This window comes from Novosphingobium endophyticum, from assembly GCF_014640675.1.
Classification (GTDB): Bacteria; Pseudomonadota; Alphaproteobacteria; order Sphingomonadales; family Sphingomonadaceae; genus Novosphingobium; species Novosphingobium endophyticum.
Window position 1 is genome coordinate 168,079 of sequence record NZ_BMHK01000004.1, and the last position, 17,215, is coordinate 185,293.

Here is a 17,215-nt window from a genome sequence, read left to right on the forward strand (position 1 = left end):
AACCGGCGGTTTTCCCGTCTATACGTTTTATCTACGGCGCCGAAGAGGAGAAACCGTTGCACGCCGAGATTCCCTACCTGCGCGAAATACTGATCTTCCTCGCTGCGGCGGGACTGATCATGCCTCTGGTCCGCAAGCTGCGAATCAGCCCGGTGCTGGGGTTCCTGTGCATCGGCCTTCTGATCGGCCCCTACGGCCTCGGGCGCCTGACCGCGCTGGTTCCCGGCCTGGAACTGATTGTCATCACCGAGACGGACGGGATCGAGGCGATAGGCGAACTGGGCGTCGTGTTCCTGCTCTTCAGCATCGGGCTGGAAATGTCATTTCGCCAGATCTGGACAATGCGCAAGGACGTCTTCGGCCTGGGTTCCGCGCAGATTCTTGCCAGTGCCGCGGTGATCGGCGCCATCGCCCATTTCCTGGACACAGGCCTGCCGGCGGCCATCCTGCTGGGGCTGTGCTTGGCGCTGTCGTCCACGGCAATCGTCATGCAGCATTTGTCGGAACAATTGCGCCTCAGTTCGTCCGCGGGCCGGACCGCGTTCGGCATTCTCCTCATGCAGGACCTGGCGGTCGTGCCGATCCTCTTCCTGGTCGGTGTTTTCGCCGGGCAGACCGTGACGGCGGCCGGCGCGGCCCTGATGGCCTTTGCCGAGGCCGCGGCCGTCATCCTTGCAATCTTCCTGGTGGGCCAGTTCCTCGTCCGTCCGCTGCTCCGCTACGCCGGAGCGAGCGGCAGCCAGGAGCTGTTCATGGCCTGCGTTCTGCTCCTCATCCTGGGAACCTCGGCGCTTACCGCGATGACGGGACTGTCGATGGCGCTTGGCGCCTTCCTGGCGGGGCTCATATTCTCGGCCACCGAATACCGGCATCAGATCCACAACGACATAGAGCCGTTCAAGGGACTCCTGCTCGCGCTGTTCTTCATCTCAGTGGGCATGCGGCTCGACATCGCCGCCGTCTGGGACGGTATCTGGCTGGTGTTCCTCGCGGCGGGGGCGCTCATGGCGCTCAAGGCGGCTATCCTGTTCCTCCTTGTCCGTGTGCGGGGATACTCGACCGCCATCGCAGCGGAAGTCGCCATACTCCTGGCCGAGGGAGGTGAGTTCGCGCTGATCGCCGTCTCCGCCGGTTTGATGGCCGGCGTACTGTCCTACGGGACCGCGCAGTTCGTGGTGCTCGTCGTGGTGGTCACCATGTTCGCGGCGCCCGGCCTGGCCTTCGCGGGCCGCCGGATCGGCAGCAGGCTTGCCGCGCGCAACGCGGGCGACAAGCTGGAGCCGGACGACCGGGCAGCGGAGAACCGGGTGGTGATCGGCGGATTCGGACGGGTGGGCAGAATGATCGGGAAGATTCTGGAGGACCAGCGCATTTCCTACATGGCGGTCGATTGCGACGCCGATCTGGTGGCGCGCGAACGCAACGCGGGAGTGCCGATCCATTTCGGGAACGCGAGCAACGACCGGCTACTGGGGCAGATCGGCGTAAGCAACGCCATCGCCTTTGTCTCGACCATCGATCAGCGCGGCGACGCCGAGGCCGTGGTCAAAGCGCTTCGCAAGTCGCATCCGCACTTGCCGATCTTTGCGCGGGCCAAGGACCCCGCCCACGCCCGCGCGCTGCTGAACAGTGGCGCGACCCTGGCGATTCCCGAGACGACCGAGGCCAGTCTGCAGCTTTCGGAAGCCCTGCTCCAGGCTGCTGGACTGCCGGAGGAGGTCGCGGGTTTGATCATCGAGCAGGAGCGCTCCGAAACCTGACATGACGGCGGCGGCTGCCTGTCCCTCGCCGCGCCGCGTCATTCCCCGGCCTGCCGGACTATCCGCATCATTGTGGTTTGCCGGGCAGATGAAGCGAGGCGAAGACCGGCAGATGGTCGGAACCTACCGCGGAAGCAGGGCTGTGATGGACATGCGTGCCATGCACTTCCCAATGTGCCGAAACGATGATGCGATCAAGGCTGGCGATCGGGCGCCGCGCGGGAAAGCTGCGCCCCGGCGCGAGTATCCGCCACTGCTCGTCGAATTCGCGAAGGCAGCCGCCGCGCTGCGCCCATTCGTTGAGATCGCCCATCATCACCGTCGGACAGTGATGGTCGCATTCCGAGATGTGCGAAAGCACGCTGCGCACCTGATGCCGCCGCCGCAGGCCCGACAGGTCGAGATGCATGCCGACCACCCGCAACCGCCGGCCTTCGATCATAAGGTCGGCGCGGATGGCACCGCGCGGCTCCAGCACCGGCAGCGGTACGGGCGCCGCCTCGACGAGATCAATGCCCTTGCGCACGAGGATGGCATTGCCGTGCCAACCCAGGCTGTCGGGCTTCATCGACAGGGGAACGGGATGATAATCGGTCGCGTCGTGGATCGCATCGAGCGGCAGGGCGGCCATCCTGCGACCAAAGCGGCGGTCCACTTCCTGCAAGGCCACGACATCGGCATCGACTTCCAGCAGGATACGCAGGATACGCTCATGATCGCGCCGCCGGTCGAGCCCGACCGCCTTGTGGATGTTGTAGCTCGCAACCTTGATCTTCACGCCCGGTCCCGCCGATGATGGGGCGTCCATGGTAACGCCGGGGAGCACGGCTGTCCCCCAAGTCTTCGCGATACCGGCCCGATAAAATGGATCAATCCCCGATCCCGCCCGCGGTTCCAACCTGACGGGAAAGCTCAACGCTCCTTGGTGGCGCTGAAGGTCAGGTCGGGATTGCGTTCCTGCTGGTAGCCGACGTCCCAGGCGGACTTGGCCATGAACACCGGATCGCCGTCGCGGTCGCGCGCGAGGTTCATCTTGTTGAACGCGGCAAAGTCATCGAGCGCCTTGTCCGCGCCCTTGAGCCAGCGGGCTGTGTCGAAGGGTGAGGCCTCCAGCATCGCCTCGACCTTGTACTCCGCCTCGAGACGCGAAATCAGCACGTCGAGCTGGAGCTGGCCGACGACGCCGACGATCCATTGCGAGCCGATCTCCGGGTAGAACACCTGGATCACGCCCTCTTCCGAAAGATCGTCCAGCGCTTTCCTGAGCTGCTTGGTCTTGGTCGGATCCTTCAGGGCGACGCGGCGCAGGATTTCGGGCGCGAAGTTGGGCAGGCCGGTAAAGCGGATCTGGTTCTTCTCCGACAGGGTATCGCCCACGCGCAGGGTGCCGTGATTGGGGATGCCGATGATGTCGCCCGGCTCGGCGCTGTCGGCAATCTCGCGGTCCTGCGCGAAGAACAGGATCGGTGAGTGCACCGCGATCGGCTTGCCCAGTCCCGAGGGCGTCAGCTTCATGCCGCGCTTGAAAGTACCCGAGACCAGCCGCATGAAGGCAATGCGGTCGCGGTGCATGGGGTCCATGTTGGCCTGGACCTTGAAGATGAAGCCGGTGACTTCCTTGTGATCGGGCTCGACCGGTCCCGCCTCGGTGGGCTGCGGGCGCGGCGGGGGAGCGAACCTGGCGATGGCGTCGATCAATTCGACGACGCCGAAGTTCTTGAGCGCGGAGCCGAAATAGACCGGCGTCAGGTCGCCGCCGCGATAGGCCTCCAGATCGAACTCGGGATAGCCCGCCTGCGCCAGCTCGATTTCTTCCGCGACATCGTCAGGCAGAACTACGTTCTCGTCGACCTTGCCGAGGAATTCCTTGCTGCCGCCTTCGGGCCGGCTGACCTTGCCGGTACCGAGATCGAGAATGCCCTGGAACAGGCCGCCCATGCCGACCGGCCACGACATCGGGCAGACGTCGAGCGCAAGCATATCCGCCACCTCGTCGAGCAGGTCGAAGCAGGCGCGGCCCTCGCGGTCGACCTTGTTGATGAAGGTGATGATAGGCACCGAGCGCAACCGGCAGACTTCGAAGAGCTTGCGGGTCTGCGGCTCGATGCCCTTGGCCGCGTCGATCACCATGATCGCCGAGTCCACCGCCGTCAGCGTGCGGTAGGTGTCTTCCGAGAAGTCCTCGTGACCCGGCGTGTCGAGCAGGTTGAACGTGATCCCGTCGCGTTCGAAAGTCATCACCGAGCTGGTCACCGAGATGCCCCGCTGCTGCTCGATCTTCATCCAGTCCGACCGCGCACGCCGCGCCTGCCCGCGCGCCTTGACCTCGCCGGCGAGATGGATCGCGCCGCCCTGGAGCAGCAGCTTTTCGGTCAGCGTGGTCTTGCCCGCGTCGGGGTGAGAGATGATGGCGAAGGTACGACGAGATGCGGTCATGCCCGCGCCTTTACGGGCGTGCGGGCGCCACTGCAACGCTTGTCCGTCCAGCACTCTCGCGCGACGCGACGTAGGAGATCGCCGGGGCCGAGGATTGCCGGCCCCGTTCCCAACGCCGGCTACGTCCTGACCTTAGCCCCGCAGCACGGCTCCGAACTTGGCGGCGGCGGCTGTCACCTTGTCGGTGATCGCCTTCAGGTCTTCCTCACGGTAGCTCTTATCGACCGGCTGCAGCGTCACTTCGAGCGCGAGCGACTTCTGCCCTTCCGGCACGCCCGCGCCGCGAAAGTCGTCGAACAGGCGGGCCAAGACGATGTTGGCCTTGTCCGCCCCCTGCACCGCGCGCACGAGATCGCCCGAGGGAGTCTCGACGGGGACAAGGAACGCATAGTCGCGCTTCACCGCCTGTAGCGCCGGCGGCGCGTAATGGGCGCGCGCAAAGGCCGCCGCGCCCTTTCTGGCGGGAATGGCGTCGAGATGGATCTCAGCCAGCGCGACCGGACCGTCGATATCGAACTGCCTTGCGACCTTTGGATGCAGCATGCCGAAGCGCGCCAGCACGTTCTTCGGTCCCAGCCGCAGCGTCGCCGACTGGCCGGGATGGTACTGCGGCCCGGCCGCGCCCATGACCTGCAGTCTTTCGACCGGAGCGCCCGCCTCGGCAAGAAGGGCAAGAACTTCACCCTTCGCATCGAAGGCGTCGAATGTGGCCGGCTTGCCCGTGGCCCAGCCGCGCGGGGTCTTTTCCCCGGCCAGCACGAAGCCCAGCGTCAGGCGCTCGTCGCTCATCCCGGCCTCGCCGCGCAGATAGCGGCGGCCCAGCTCGAACAGGCGCAGGCCGGATGCCCCACGGTCGAAATTGCGGCGCACGGCCGAAAGCAGGCCCGGCAGCAGCGAGGGGCGCATGGCCTTCATGTCCTCGCTGATCGGGTTGGCGAGGATCCAGAGGCCGCCGTTGCCTTCTGCGAAGACACTCGCCTCTGCTTCAGGGATGAAGGACCAGGTCACCGCCTCGTGCATTCCGCGCACGGCGGCGGCGCGGCGCACGCGCCTTTCGAGCTTCTGCATCGGCGTGGCAGTGGGGCGCGCAACGCCGTCGGCACGCGGCAGGGGAACGCTCGCGACCTTGTCGAGGCCGTGGATGCGCACCACTTCCTCGACAATATCGGCGGCGCCGTCGATGTCCGGCCGCCAGCCGGGAACGGTGACGGCCCACGCCTCGCCGAATCCGGCCTGCCCGGCGACGACCGAGAAACCGAGGGCTTCGAGAATGCGCTGCTGCTCGTCCGCCGGCACGGCCACGCCGCCGAGCCTCTCTGTCAGCGAGGGGGCGAAATGGACGATCTTCGGAGTGGCCGGCGGCGCACCCGCGCGCACCACGTGCGACGCCTCTCCGCCGCAGATCATCTGGATTAGCGCGGTGAGGTAATCCAGCCCGGTATCGAGGAACTGCGGATCGATACCGCGCTCGAAGCGGCTACGCGCGTCGGAGGTCAGGTTGAGCTTGCGGCCCGTTTTGGCGATGCGCACGGGATCGAAATACGCGATCTCGAGCAGGACATCGGTGGTTTCCTCCGAACATCCCGAATGCTCGCCCCCCATGATGCCGGCAATGTCGTGAACTCCGGTATCGTCGGCGATCACCGTCATCTCGCCATCGAGAGTGTAGGTCTTCTCGTTGAGCGCCACGACGGTCTCCCCCTCGCGCGCGCGGCGGGCGACGACCGGGCCGTTCAGCCGGGCAAGGTCATAGGCGTGCGCCGGGCGGCCATGGCCGAGCATCAGGTAATTGGTAATGTCGACAAGCGCAGAGATCGGGCGCTGGCCCGCCGACAGGAGCTGGTCCTGAAGCCACTGCGGCGACGGGCCGTCCTTCACGCCCCTGATGACGCGGCCGTAGAAGGCCGGGCAGCCTTCCGGATCGTCGGTGCGAATCTCCACGGGGCACGGGAACGCGCCTTCTACCGGCTCCACCGCGAGCGGCTTGAGCGTGCCGAGACCGGCGGCGGCGAGGTCGCGGGCGATACCGAACAGGCCCATGCAGTCGGGACGGTTGGGCGTGATCGCCACTTCGATGATCGGGCTTGCGCCATGATACTGCGCGAAGGGCATGCCGACCGGCGCGTCTTTGGACAGTTCGATGATGCCGTCATGGTCCTCGCCGAGTTCCAGCTCGCGCGTGGAGCACATCATGCCGTTCGATTCGACGCCGCGAATGGCCGACTTCTTCAGAACCATGCCGTTGGCGGGAACAACGGCGCCGGGCAGGCCCAGCACCCCGACAAGGCCCTCGCGCGCATTGGGCGCGCCGCACACGACCTGCAGCGGCTTACCCTCGCCGGTGTCGACCGCAAGCACCTGCAGCTTGTCGGCATCGGGATGGCGCGCGGCGGTCAGGACCCTGGCGATGCGGAAGCCGGCAAGCCGCGCCGCCGGATCCTCCACGCCTTCGACTTCGATGCCGATGGCATTGAGCGTGGCGGCGACCTCATCGACCGTCGCCTCGGTGTCCAGATAGCGCTTGAGCCAGGAGAGCGAGAATTTCATGCGTTCTTTCCTTCCGCTCAGGCAGGCGTACCGACGCCGCCCGAAAGGGTCGGCACGTCGAGGGCGGAAAATCCGTAGTGGGAGAGCCAGCGCACGTCGCCGTCGAAGAATGCGCGCAAATCGTCCATGCCGTACTTGAGCATGGCGAGGCGGTCGACGCCGACGCCGAAGGCGAAGCCCTGCCATTCATCGGGGTCGAGCCCCCCGAACTCGATCACGCGGCGGTTGACCATGCCGCTGCCCAGCACTTCCATCCATCCCTGGCTGCCGCCGACGACGCGCTTGCCGTCAACCAGCGTATAGCCGACGTCCACTTCCACCGAAGGCTCGGTGAAGGGGAAGTAGCTGGGGCGCAGGCGCAGGACGATGTCCTCGCGCTCGAAGAAGGCCTTGAGGAAAGTTTCCAGCGTCCACTTGAGGTGGCCCAGATGGATGTCCCGGTCGATCACCAGCGCTTCGATCTGGTGGAACATGGGCGTATGCGTGGCGTCGCTGTCCGAACGATAGACACGCCCCGGCGCAATGATCCTGAGCGGCGCGCCTCCCGGATTTTCCTTCACGGATGCCAGCATCGTGCGGATCTGCACCGGCGAGGTATGCGTGCGCAGAAGCATCTCCCGCCCGGCCTCGTTGTGATCCGGGAAATAGAATGTGTCATGCATCGCGCGCGCCGGATGCGTTTCGGGCATGTTGAGCGCGGTGAAGTTGTGCCAGTCGTCCTCGATCTCGGGTCCGGTCGCGACCGCAAAGCCCATGTCGGCGAAGATCTCGGCCAGTTCGTCCATGACCTGCGAAACGGGATGAACCGAGCCCACCGGCTGCTCCGGCGCAGGCAGCGTAAGGTCGATGGTCTCCGACGCCAGCCGGGCTTCGAGCGCGGCGGCTTCCAGCGCGTCCTTGCGTTCGGTCAGCGCTTCGGTGACGCTTTCGCGAAGCCCGTGGATTCGGGGGCCTTCGAGCTTGCGCTCTTCTGGACTCATCCTGCCGAGTGTCTTGAGCAGGCCGGAGATCGACCCCTGCTTACCGAGAAACTCGACCCGCAGCGCCTCCAGCGTGTCAAGATCGGTTGCTTCCGCGATCCGCGAAAGCGCCTCCTTGGCGGTTGCTGCGTAATCCAAGTGCCGTCTGCCTGCTGTTGCTGGTATCGAGCCGCGGTCCTTAGGCAGATCGAGGCGGAATCGCAACGGAGAGAAGGATAGGCTTGCCGGTCAAGCCGCCCGGTTGTCCTCGGGCCAGGCGCTGTCGGGCACCCACTCGCGCGCGCGTTCCTTCAGGTAGAGCACCCGTTCGCGCATCATCGGCTCCGAGACGGGCTTGGCCAATTGGTGATACTGGGTCGGCGTCATACCCATGAACTCATGGAAATCCCGCACGAACTGAGCCTGATCGTGGTAGGTCGGGTCCATCGCTCCGATCCATTTCAGCGACGGATCGAGCGTGAAGCGGGCCAGGCTGCGCATGAAGCGGTGGCGGCGCAGCACCATCTTGGGCGCAAAGCCGAAGGCCCTTTTGCAAAGCCGCTCCAACGTGCGGCGGCTCAGCCCCACGCGATCGCCCAACTGCGCCACTGTCTCGATTTCCGGATCGAAGAGCGCTATGTGGATTTTCGCGATCTTGTCCACCGCCGGATCGTCGACCGACTCGACCGCTTCGAAGAAGCTCGTCAGACGCTTAAACTCGCCATCGGGGTCAGCTTCCTGGCCGAACAGCGTCTCGGCAAGCGGTCGGAACTTCTCGAAAGCGGGAGTGCTCCTGCCGTCGAACAACCCGTTGGTATACCGGTCCGCCGGTTCGCCGATCAGCTCGGCCCAGCCGGACGGGTGGATCACCGCGCCCCACTGCCGCACGCTTCCCGTCCTCAGGTAGATTTCCTGGGTTCGCGGCCCCGCAACGGAGAACTGGCAGCCCCCGACCTGCGCGCTGCCGCCGGGGTTCGCCACGGCTGGCGGCGCATGGCTGAAGCGAAAGGTCGCCCAGTCCGGGAACACGAAGTCCTCCACAAGCCCATCGCCGTCGACTTCGATTTCGAGAAGAAAAACCCCGGCGAAATAGCGATGCAGCCCTGGTGAGAGGCGCATGTATTTCACAGAGGTCCGGCAGCCCGGGAACATTCGCTTCCTTCCTGACTGGTACCGGCAGCCTAGTCCAAAGGCGCACAGGCGCAAGAAAATGGGCGCGGATTCGAAAATCCGCGCCCATTTTCTTTGGGATATAGAGGCCCTCAGGCCCCAATCAACGCTGCCGCGATCAGGCCGGCAACGCGGCCTTCGCCTGAGCGATGACCGCGGAGAAAACTCCGCCCTCGTTCATCGCGAGGTCCGCCATGGTCTTGCGGTCCAGTTCGATGCCGGCGAGCTTGGCGCCGTGGATGAACTGCGAATAGGTCAGCCCTTCGGCGCGGACGGCAGCGTTGATGCGCTGAATCCAGAGCGCGCGGAAAGTCCGCTTCTTAACCTTGCGGTCGCGATAGGCGTACTGACCGGCCTTTTCGACGGCCTGGCGTGCGACGCGGATCGTGTTCTTGCGGCGGCCGCGGTAACCCTTGGCCTGATCCAGAATCCGCTTGTGCTTGGCGCGCGTGGTGACGCCACGTTTGATGCGGGGCATTGGCTAGTACTCCTGTCTCAGTTGAGCCCGTAGGGCGCCCACTTCTTGATCGTCTTGGCATCGGCGTCGGAAATGACCTCGGTGCCGCGATTCTGGCGGATGTACTTGCCGTTATGGCTGATCAGGCGGTGGCGCTTTCCGGCGACGCCGTGCTTCACCTTGCCGGTGGCGGTGAGCTTGAAACGCTTTTTCACGCCGCTCTTGGTCTTCAACTTGGGCATTTTCGTCTCCTGTTCTCAGGACACGTCCCGCCGACCGTGGCAGCCCTTGATGGCCAGGCCGACGCGTCGAATCCCCGCAGTAAGGAATCCGTCCGTGTCGTTTGAAGGACGCGCCCTTAGTGCTAAGCCCGCACAAAGGCAAGCCCGGATAACCCGCGCCGAACCGGGTCACGCACCATTGCGCAAGCTGGAAAACGCGCTCAGCCGCTCATCGCGCAGCCACGCGAGGAAGTCCCCCGAGGGAATGGCGCGAGCCCCAGCGGGCAGGGGGATGCGCCACCGGTAGATCTGCACGACCTGCCGCGCACCGCGATCGGTCAGGGCGCGGAGGGCCACGCGCCTGTATTCGCCGCCCTCATAGCGATCGAGCAGAGCGCGTTCGCCGGTCCTCAGATCCACAGCGCAGAGCGATCCGCGTACGCGCTGCGGGGCCTTGCCCGCGACCAGCACGGGAAACCAGCCGTCGCCGCCACGAACGGCAAATATCCGCCCCGGAACGCTCGCGGGTTCGACCGACACGAGCCGCCGTTCAATCCAGCGCCCCATGCGGGTGGACGCTTCCGGCTGCAGCGTGCCGTACGCGAAGAGGCACATCCGGGGCATCGCGCGCCGGTGGCTCAGTGATGGCAGGCCAGCGCCGCGACGACGTCCTCGAGCCGCGCCGGATCGCCGATAGCGAGGACCTGCCCTTCCGAATCGGCATTGAGCGGCTCGCCATTCCAGTCGCACATCGTGCCCCCCGCCCCTTCCACGATCGGGACGAGCGCCGCCCAGTCGTGCAGCTTCAGACCAGCCTCGCACACGACGTCGATCTGCCCCGAAGCAAGCAGGCCGTAATTGTAGCAATCCCCGCCCATCATCATCCGGCGGTGATCGGTCCGCGCCGCGAGAGCCATGAAGTGGTCGCCCTCGTGATCGTTGAAGTACTGCGGGCCGGTCGTGGCCAACATGGCATCGGACAGTTCGCGGCAGGGGCGGGTCCGCACTTCCTGACCGTTGAAGGTCGTCGGCTTGCCGGCGGCACCGATCCAGCGTTCTCCCAGGATCGGCTGGTCGATGATCCCCAGAACCGGCCACCCTTCGACGAGCAGTGCGATCAGCGTCCCGAAAATCGGACGGCCGGCCATGAACGAAACGGTGCCGTCGATCGGATCCAGCACCCAGCATCGGTTCGAGGACCCGGCCTCCGTGCCGAATTCCTCGCCGACGATGCCGTCGCGGGGGACCTCGGCCTTGAGGATGCGGCGCATGGCTTCTTCGGCCGCGCGGTCGGCAACGGTCACCGGCGTGGCATCGGACTTGCGTTCGGCGCTCAGCGGGGAGCGAAAGTAGGGCCGAATTGCGTCGCCCGCCGCATCCGCGAGGCGCAAGGCAAGGGCAAGGTCGTGATCGATCTTCATCCAGCCCCTGTGCATGCGGGATTCCGAAACGGTCAAGCCGAAATTCCGCCGGCCGCGTCGGTCGTAAGAAAATTGCACCTGAAAGTATTAATGGCCCGGCGTCTGAATTCAGACACGGATAATATATTAAAAATTGAATATTGCAGCACGGGCCAGCGAGGCGTATTCGGACGGGTGGGAAACACGGCAGAACAGGGCATGCAGCAGAAAAAGCGTCCGGCGGTCGATCATTTGATCGCGCCCGAACAGGGGATGACGCGAAACGGCCAGCCATTGTCCTACAACAGGGCGCCGGCCCCGGACCTCGCGCCATGGATCGCGCGTCTTTACGTCACCAAGGTCAGCGCGCCTGCGGACTACACGCTCTCTTGCGGTCTTTTCAATGACACAGCAGTCGTGCGCGTTCAGCTCGCGGGTAGCTGGACCGCCGAGACCGCCACCGGGCGCGAGGCATTCGGCAAGGCGGCTCTGTTCTTCGGGCCGCAGACGCGTCGGATGCCGGTAACGGTCGCCGGCAGCTTCATCAGCGTCGGCGTAGCGCTCCGCCCCGGCGCCTGCACCGCGCTACAAGGCCCTCGCGTGGGCGATTTCCTCAACCGGCTGGTTCTGAGCAATGTTGTCGCCATCCCCTCCGAAACGATCCTCGGCTATCTCCATCCCGACGGCACTCCGGAAGACTGGCTGCAGGCGCTCGAAAACAATTTCCGCCATCGCGCCGAACACATGAACGGCGCGCTGCCCGACCCCGTCACCGCGCACTTCGAGAACCTCGCATTCACCAACCCCAGCATCACCGTGGGCGAAGCGGCGAACCTCTGCGGCGTCGAGCGCCGAAAGCTGGAGCGCGTGGCCAACCGGGATTTCGGCATGTCGCCAAAGAAGGTTCTGCGCTGTGCCCGCGCGCTTGACGTGGCCAGCCATCTGCGCGGCGTCGCCGACCCGGACGAGGCGGATGAAATCATGCTGCGCTACTATGACGAGAGCCACCTGATCCACGAATTCACCGAACTCTTCGGCATGTCGCCGCGCCAGTTCGTGCGCACGCCCCAGCCGCTCCTGACCCTGGCCCTCGAATCGCGGCAGGCGCGCCGGCTCGAAGCGCTCAATCGCACCGAACCAGGACAGAGCCGGCCGTGGGAATGAAGCGGGGCTGTCCGGACGGGCGGAACCGTTAAACGCTGCGACGAGCGGGCGCGCCTCAATCGAACAGGCTGGAAACCGAACTTTCGTCGGCAATCCGGCGCATCGCCTCGCCAAGCAGCGGCGCGATGGTGAGAATGCGGATGCGATCCGATTCGCGGGCGGCTTCGGTCGCCTGGATCGAATCGGTAATCACCAGTTCCTTCAGCGCCGAATTGCTCACGCGCGAAACCGCGGCGCCGGAAAGCACGCCATGCGTGATGTAGGCCGTCACGCTCGTTGCGCCCTCGTCCATCAGCGCCTGCGCGGCGTTGCACAGCGTGCCGCCAGAATCGATGATGTCATCGATCAGGATGCAGGCGCGGCCCTTGACGTCGCCGATGATGTTCATGACCTCTGACTGACCGGGACGGTCGCGCCGCTTGTCGACGATGGCCAGCGGAGCGTTGTCGAGCCGCTTGGCCAGCGAACGGGCGCGCACCACGCCGCCGACGTCGGGCGAGACCACCATCAGCGACTGGTCGCCGTAGCGGGCCTGGATGTCGGCCGCCATGACCGGCGCGGCGAACAGGTTGTCGGTCGGGATATCGAAGAAACCCTGGATCTGTCCGGCATGCAGATCGACCGAGAGCACGCGGTCGGCGCCGGCCTCGGTGATGAGGTTGGCGACCAGCTTGGCCGAGATCGGCGTGCGCGGGCCGGGTTTGCGATCCTGTCGGGCATAGCCGAAGTAGGGGATGACCGCCGTGATCCGCTTGGCCGAGGCGCGGCGCAGCGCATCGATGCCGATCAGCAGTTCCATGAGATTGTCGTTGGCGGGATAGCTGGTCGGCTGAACGACGAAGACATCCTCGCCGCGTACGTTCTCGTGAATCTCGACGAAGATCTCCTCGTCGGCGAAGCGCCGGACACTGGCGTCGGTAAGCGGCAGCTCGAGATACCCCGCGATCGCGCGTGCGAGCGGAAGGTTGCTGTTGCCGGACATGATCTTCATCGCGAATCCCCGAGACGGCCGTTACCAAGGCTCCTGCCGCAGGCCTCTAGCCATGCGTCATGCGATTGCAATAGAGCGCCGCAGTTTTTCACCGATGGCCGAAACGAGGGGGCCGGGTCGGGGACACGTCATCCCGGGCTCGACCCGGGATGACGATGTAGATCAGGGGCGATGCTCGCCCTTGATCCAGCGGACCGTGCCCGAACTGGCGCGCATGACGACGCTGTCGGTCGTCATCGTGCCGCCTTTGAGGCGCTTGACGCCTTCGAGGAGCGAACCGCTGGTCACGCCGGTCGCGGCAAAGATGCAGTCCCCCTTGGCAAGATCGTTCAGCGCATAGATCCTGTCGAGATCCTCGATGCCCCACTTGCGCGCCCGGCCGCGTTCGTCCTCGTTACGGAACAGCAGGCGGCCCTGCATCTGGCCGCCCACGCAACGCAGCGCGGCCGCGGCCAGGACACCTTCGGGAGCCCCGCCCGATCCCATATAGACGTCGATCGTGGTGTTCTCGTCGGTCACCGCGATCACGCCGGCGACGTCGCCGTCGGGAATCAGCTGGATGCCGCAGCCCAGCTCGCGCAGTTCGGCGATAAGCTCAGCATGACGCGGGCGATCGAGGACGCAGACGATGATCTCGTCCGGCTTCACCCCCTTGGCCGCGGCGATAGCGCTGATGTTCTCGCTCGGCGACCGGTTGAGGTCGATCACGCCTTCCGGATAACCGGGGCCCACGGCGATCTTTTCCATGTAGACGTCCGGGGCGTTGAGCAGACAGCCCTCCTCCGCCGCGGCGAGAACCGCCAGCGCGTTGGGGCCGGCCTTCGCGGTGATCGTCGTGCCCTCGAGCGGATCGAGCGCGATGTCGATCTTCGGCCCCTTGCCGGGCGCGCCGCCGACCTTCTCGCCGATGTAGAGCATCGGGGCCTCGTCCCGCTCACCCTCGCCGATCACGACCGTCCCATCGATATAGAGCTCGTCAAAGGCCTTGCGCATCGCTTCCACCGCGGCATGATCGGCGGCCTTTTCGTCGCCACGCCCGACAAGTTCGGATGCGGCAATGGCGGCAGCCTCGGTCACACGCACCATCTCGAGGACGAGAACGCGATCGAGTACTTTACTTGCGGGGGTCTTGTTCTTGAACATGTTCGCTCCGGATCGGTCCGAGGAGGAAAGGCCCGGACCGCTTAGACAGAGGATCCAGAATTGTCGAGAAGCTGGCTGCTCCTTTTCGCGATTGCCGCGACGGCCCCCGCCCCTGCGATTGCACAGGTCAGCGACGAAGACCGGGAGATTGCCGAAAGAATGATGTCCCTCGGGCGTCTGACGCCCGACGAGATTACAAAACGCTGCGCCGAGCCGGAACGTCGCGGCGACATCGTCGTATGCGCGCAGAGGCCGGACGAGTTCCGCATGCCCTCGACCGGCGAAAGCGACCCGGAATCGAGGCAGGCGCTCGACGACGGCCGGCTTCACGCCCCCGACGTCGCGGGCGGCGGCATCTTCAGGGGCAAGGCGACGATGGGCTTCGGCGCGGTGACCGTGCCCTACATGATCGATCTGTCATCGATCCCCGAGGCGCCGGAAGGATCCGACGCCGACAGGATCGCCAGGGGCGAAATGCGCGCGGACTGATCGCGCGCTTCAGTCCGCGATGATCTGCATCACGAGCGGCGGCGCGACCAGGCTGTCCGAACCGTCGAGAATGCGCATGGCCTCTGTCACGGCCGATTCCGGTCCCTCGTGCGTCACGGCGGCGATGATGACCTCGCCGCCTTCCTCCTCGCTGCCCTTCTGGATCAGACTTTCGATCGAAACACCGGCATCGCGCATGGCGGCGGTGATCTCGGCGAGGACGCCCGGACGGTCGTGAACGGTGAAGCGGATGTACGAGCGGCTGAGCCGGTGGCCGGTCGGCGCCGGCTCGATCGCCTCCAGTTCGCCGGCAGGCATCGAGAAGGCCGCGCGCTTTTCGCCGCGGGCGATGTCGATGATGTCGGCCACGACCGCGCTTGCGGTCGGGCCGTCCCCCGCGCCCGCGCCCTGGAACAGCAGCCGGCCCATGAAGTTGCCTTCGGCGACGACCGCGTTGGTCGCGCCGTCGACATGGGCCAGCGGATGGCCGAAAGGTACGAGATGCGGACGGACCCGCTGGAACAGGCCGGTGACGCCGTTCGAGCGGTCGATCTCGGCCATGCCGATAAGACGGATGACGTAGCCGAGCGCGCGGGCCTGTTCGATGTCGGCCGCCTTGACCGGCGAGACGCCCATGGTCTCGACGGCATCGAAGCGCAGGCGCGCGCCGAAGGCGATCGCCGCGAGGATCGCCAACTTGTGCGCGGCGTCGATACCCTCGATGTCGAAAGTCGGGTCGGCCTCCGCATAGCCCAGACGCTGCGCGTCCTGGAGGACATCGGCAAAGTCGCGGCCGGTATCCTCCATAGTGGAGAGGATGTAATTGCAGGTACCGTTGAGGATGCCATAGACGCGCTCGATCGCGTTGGCGGCGGCGCCCTCGCTCAGTCCCTTGATGACCGGGATGCCGCCGGCGACGGCCGCCTCGAACTTGAGCGGTACGCCTGCTTCCTCCGCCGCGGCGGCCAGTTCGAGGCCATGGTGCGCGATCATCGCCTTGTTGGCGGTGACCAGCCCCTTCCCGCCCGCGATGGCCTTGCGCGCCAGCGCCAGGGCCGGCCCGTCCGAACCGCCCACCAGCTCGACGACGACGTCCACATCCTCGCGCGATGCCAGAACGGAAGGGTCGTCTTCCCAGGTATAGCGCGACAGATCGAAGCCGCGGTCCTTGGTGCGATCGCGCGCGCTGACCGCGGCAATGCGAATCGGGCGGCCCGCGCGGCGGGCGATCAGCTCCGCATTGGTCTCGATGAGACGGACGACGCCGGTACCGACGGTACCTAGGCCTGCGAGCGCGATATTGAGCGGTTCAACCATGGACTTCCCTTTCGGGAGCGCGCCCTAGGCGAGCCGGCGCCGAATTGCCAGTACCTTCCCGAAGCGCGCCGTGGGCCGCGATCCGGCTTTCAGCGGCGCGGAGCCAGTGTCCGGTTGCAGGGCCCGAGCTCGCCCAGCACCATGCGATAGTCCGATTCGGCCTGACGCCGCGCTCCAAAGGCTTCCGAAACATTCGCCCCCGGCGGCAGAGTGTTGGGCAGGAAACACGCCAGGCGATACCATTCCAGCGTGTCCTTCCGGGGCGGATGGCCGACGTCGGCGACCAGTTCCGAGAACGAGACGCCCCAGACCGGCGGCCTGCCCGGTTCGTGACGCACGGTAATCGACGCGGCGGAGCCGTCCGCCGTGGTGAGGAAAATCTGGGTCTCGCCCTGCCCCGCAAGCGTGCCGGGGACATGGAGCAGTTCGCGCACGCCGGTAATGCGCGCGGGGGCATCCGGCGCGACCAGCGCCTCGAGCACGCGCCTCACGCGGGCGTCGAGTTCCGGCGTCCAGAGCTGCTGCGCGCCCGGCGAGACAAGCTGGATCTCTCCCGGACGGCCCGGCACCGCGCGCGCGAAGAGCAGAACGTCCGCCTTCTTGAGCTTGGGAGCCTTGCCCCGCGCGTCGAGCGGAAGATCCACGAGATAGGCTATCGAATCTCCGAGCGGCGCCTGGCCGGCCAGCAGGGCCTTTGTCCGCGCTTCGATATAGAAGCGCGCGGTGCCCGGCTTCAGCCCCGGAGCCCGCTCATCGGCGACGCGCGCTATCCTGCGCACCTGCGCATGGACAACGAGACCTGCAGAATCAGCCAGATCCGCGATGTCTGCATAAGTATAACTAATTCCGGTCCGCGCCGGGGTCGGGTCCTGCGCAACGGCCGACAACGGCTGCATGGCCAAACCGGCAACGGCGACGATCGTGGCGAGACGGCGCATTTTCAAAGGCATTTGAGAACGATCTCCGTGGGGCTGCCGGTTCCTATAAGCGCATTGACCCGGAGGCTCAAAACCGCTGTACCGGAATTCGCCAGAACGGTCCTGAATCAATGGTTAACCCCCGGCGAGCCGATAAGGCGTTGCGCAGGGGGGGCTTCAACGCTAAGGAAGCTCGCAAAATGGGGCAAAAACATAATATGCCCCGCGGTCCGCAACCTCCCGT

16 protein-coding genes are annotated in these 17,215 nt (G+C 65.8%); 3 read left to right on the forward strand and 13 right to left on the reverse strand.

Translation table 11 applies throughout. From position 1 onward, the window contains the following. The first annotated feature begins 56 nt into the window (after positions 1 to 56). On the forward strand, positions 57 to 1,760 hold the full coding sequence (locus IEX32_RS04620) for a cation:proton antiporter domain-containing protein (protein WP_188768868.1): 1,704 nt from the start codon (positions 57 to 59) through the stop codon (positions 1,758 to 1,760). Between the two features lie 67 nt (positions 1,761 to 1,827). Here IEX32_RS04620 and IEX32_RS04625 read toward each other — a convergent pair whose 3' ends face one another. The 9 genes from IEX32_RS04625 to hisN all read right to left on the reverse strand — a co-directional run bounded on the left by IEX32_RS04625 (position 1,828) and on the right by hisN (position 10,971). After that, positions 1,828 to 2,538, reverse strand: a complete 711-nt coding sequence (locus IEX32_RS04625; RefSeq protein ID WP_188768877.1) for an endonuclease/exonuclease/phosphatase family protein — start codon at positions 2,536 to 2,538, stop codon at positions 1,828 to 1,830. A 134-nt stretch (positions 2,539 to 2,672) separates the two neighbouring features. Continuing rightward, positions 2,673 to 4,196 (reverse strand): peptide chain release factor 3, encoded by a 1,524-nt coding sequence (locus IEX32_RS04630; RefSeq protein ID WP_188768879.1) that lies wholly within the window; start codon positions 4,194 to 4,196, stop codon positions 2,673 to 2,675. A gap of 132 nt (positions 4,197 to 4,328) precedes the next feature. Beyond that, positions 4,329 to 6,743 carry a phenylalanine--tRNA ligase subunit beta gene (pheT, locus tag IEX32_RS04635; protein WP_188768882.1) on the reverse strand — a complete coding sequence of 805 codons (2,415 nt, stop codon included), beginning with the start codon at positions 6,741 to 6,743 and terminating at the stop codon, positions 4,329 to 4,331. A 17-nt stretch (positions 6,744 to 6,760) separates the two neighbouring features. Beyond that, positions 6,761 to 7,861: a phenylalanine--tRNA ligase subunit alpha gene (gene pheS, locus IEX32_RS04640; protein WP_188768884.1), complete on the reverse strand. Its 1,101-nt coding sequence runs from the start codon at positions 7,859 to 7,861 to the stop codon at positions 6,761 to 6,763. A gap of 90 nt (positions 7,862 to 7,951) precedes the next feature. Next, positions 7,952 to 8,821, reverse strand: coding sequence for an AraC family transcriptional regulator (locus IEX32_RS04645; protein WP_229735985.1), 870 nt, complete (start codon positions 8,819 to 8,821; stop codon positions 7,952 to 7,954). A gap of 169 nt (positions 8,822 to 8,990) precedes the next feature. Beyond that, positions 8,991 to 9,350, reverse strand: a complete 360-nt coding sequence (gene rplT / locus IEX32_RS04650; RefSeq protein ID WP_188768888.1) for a 50S ribosomal protein L20 — start codon at positions 9,348 to 9,350, stop codon at positions 8,991 to 8,993. Between the two features lie 17 nt (positions 9,351 to 9,367). Beyond that, complete coding sequence (rpmI, locus tag IEX32_RS04655; protein ID WP_007012839.1) at positions 9,368 to 9,571, reverse strand: 50S ribosomal protein L35; 204 nt, start codon at positions 9,569 to 9,571, stop codon at positions 9,368 to 9,370. Positions 9,572 to 9,739: 168 nt separating this feature from the next. Beyond that, positions 9,740 to 10,165, reverse strand: a complete 426-nt coding sequence (locus tag IEX32_RS04660; RefSeq protein ID WP_229735998.1) for a gamma-glutamylcyclotransferase family protein — start codon at positions 10,163 to 10,165, stop codon at positions 9,740 to 9,742. A gap of 23 nt (positions 10,166 to 10,188) precedes the next feature. Beyond that, positions 10,189 to 10,971: a histidinol-phosphatase gene (hisN, locus tag IEX32_RS04665; protein ID WP_188769005.1), complete on the reverse strand. Its 783-nt coding sequence runs from the start codon at positions 10,969 to 10,971 to the stop codon at positions 10,189 to 10,191. A 198-nt stretch (positions 10,972 to 11,169) separates the two neighbouring features. Between hisN and IEX32_RS04670 the strand changes: the two genes are divergently transcribed. Further along, positions 11,170 to 12,114 (forward strand): helix-turn-helix domain-containing protein, encoded by a 945-nt coding sequence (locus IEX32_RS04670; protein ID WP_188768892.1) that lies wholly within the window; start codon positions 11,170 to 11,172, stop codon positions 12,112 to 12,114. 55 nt (positions 12,115 to 12,169) lie between these two features. On the opposite strand, the gene IEX32_RS04675 is transcribed toward IEX32_RS04670, so the two are convergent. Further along, positions 12,170 to 13,105: a ribose-phosphate pyrophosphokinase gene (locus tag IEX32_RS04675; protein WP_188768894.1), complete on the reverse strand. Its 936-nt coding sequence runs from the start codon at positions 13,103 to 13,105 to the stop codon at positions 12,170 to 12,172. Between the two features lie 162 nt (positions 13,106 to 13,267). Next, on the reverse strand, positions 13,268 to 14,248 hold the full coding sequence (gene glpX / locus IEX32_RS04680) for a class II fructose-bisphosphatase (protein WP_188768902.1): 981 nt from the start codon (positions 14,246 to 14,248) through the stop codon (positions 13,268 to 13,270). 159 nt (positions 14,249 to 14,407) lie between these two features. Here glpX and IEX32_RS04685 point away from each other — a divergent pair, with 159 nt between their 5' ends. Further along, a complete protein-coding gene (locus IEX32_RS04685) occupies positions 14,408 to 14,737 on the forward strand; it encodes a hypothetical protein (RefSeq protein ID WP_229736000.1) in 330 nt (109 codons plus the stop codon). A 9-nt stretch (positions 14,738 to 14,746) separates the two neighbouring features. On the opposite strand, the gene IEX32_RS04690 is transcribed toward IEX32_RS04685, so the two are convergent. Both IEX32_RS04690 and IEX32_RS04695 read right to left on the reverse strand, forming a co-directional pair. Next, positions 14,747 to 16,054, reverse strand: coding sequence for a homoserine dehydrogenase (locus tag IEX32_RS04690; RefSeq protein WP_188768904.1), 1,308 nt, complete (start codon positions 16,052 to 16,054; stop codon positions 14,747 to 14,749). Between the two features lie 89 nt (positions 16,055 to 16,143). After that, positions 16,144 to 17,004 carry a hypothetical protein gene (locus IEX32_RS04695; RefSeq protein WP_188768906.1) on the reverse strand — a complete coding sequence of 287 codons (861 nt, stop codon included), beginning with the start codon at positions 17,002 to 17,004 and terminating at the stop codon, positions 16,144 to 16,146. Positions 17,005 to 17,215: the final 211 nt, after the last annotated feature.

Coding starts and splice junctions, on each gene's coding strand:
- IEX32_RS04630 (WP_188768879.1), bottom strand. CDS start 4,196: ATGACCGCATCTCGTCGTACCTTCGCCATCATCTCTCACCCCGACGCG.
- pheT (WP_188768882.1), bottom strand. CDS start 6,743: ATGAAATTCTCGCTCTCCTGGCTCAAGCGCTATCTGGACACCGAGGCG.
- IEX32_RS04645 (WP_229735985.1), bottom strand. CDS start 8,821: ATGCGCCTCTCACCAGGGCTGCATCGCTATTTCGCCGGGGTTTTTCTT.
- rplT (WP_188768888.1), bottom strand. CDS start 9,350: ATGCCCCGCATCAAACGTGGCGTCACCACGCGCGCCAAGCACAAGCGG.
- rpmI (WP_007012839.1), bottom strand. CDS start 9,571: ATGCCCAAGTTGAAGACCAAGAGCGGCGTGAAAAAGCGTTTCAAGCTC.
- IEX32_RS04660 (WP_229735998.1), bottom strand. CDS start 10,165: ATGTGCCTCTTCGCGTACGGCACGCTGCAGCCGGAAGCGTCCACCCGC.
- hisN (WP_188769005.1), bottom strand. CDS start 10,971: ATGAAGATCGATCACGACCTTGCCCTTGCCTTGCGCCTCGCGGATGCG.
- IEX32_RS04670 (WP_188768892.1), top strand. CDS start 11,170: ATGCAGCAGAAAAAGCGTCCGGCGGTCGATCATTTGATCGCGCCCGAA.
- IEX32_RS04675 (WP_188768894.1), bottom strand. CDS start 13,105: ATGAAGATCATGTCCGGCAACAGCAACCTTCCGCTCGCACGCGCGATC.
- glpX (WP_188768902.1), bottom strand. CDS start 14,248: ATGTTCAAGAACAAGACCCCCGCAAGTAAAGTACTCGATCGCGTTCTC.
- IEX32_RS04685 (WP_229736000.1), top strand. CDS start 14,408: ATGATGTCCCTCGGGCGTCTGACGCCCGACGAGATTACAAAACGCTGC.
- IEX32_RS04690 (WP_188768904.1), bottom strand. CDS start 16,054: ATGGTTGAACCGCTCAATATCGCGCTCGCAGGCCTAGGTACCGTCGGT.
- IEX32_RS04695 (WP_188768906.1), bottom strand. CDS start 17,004: ATGCCTTTGAAAATGCGCCGTCTCGCCACGATCGTCGCCGTTGCCGGT.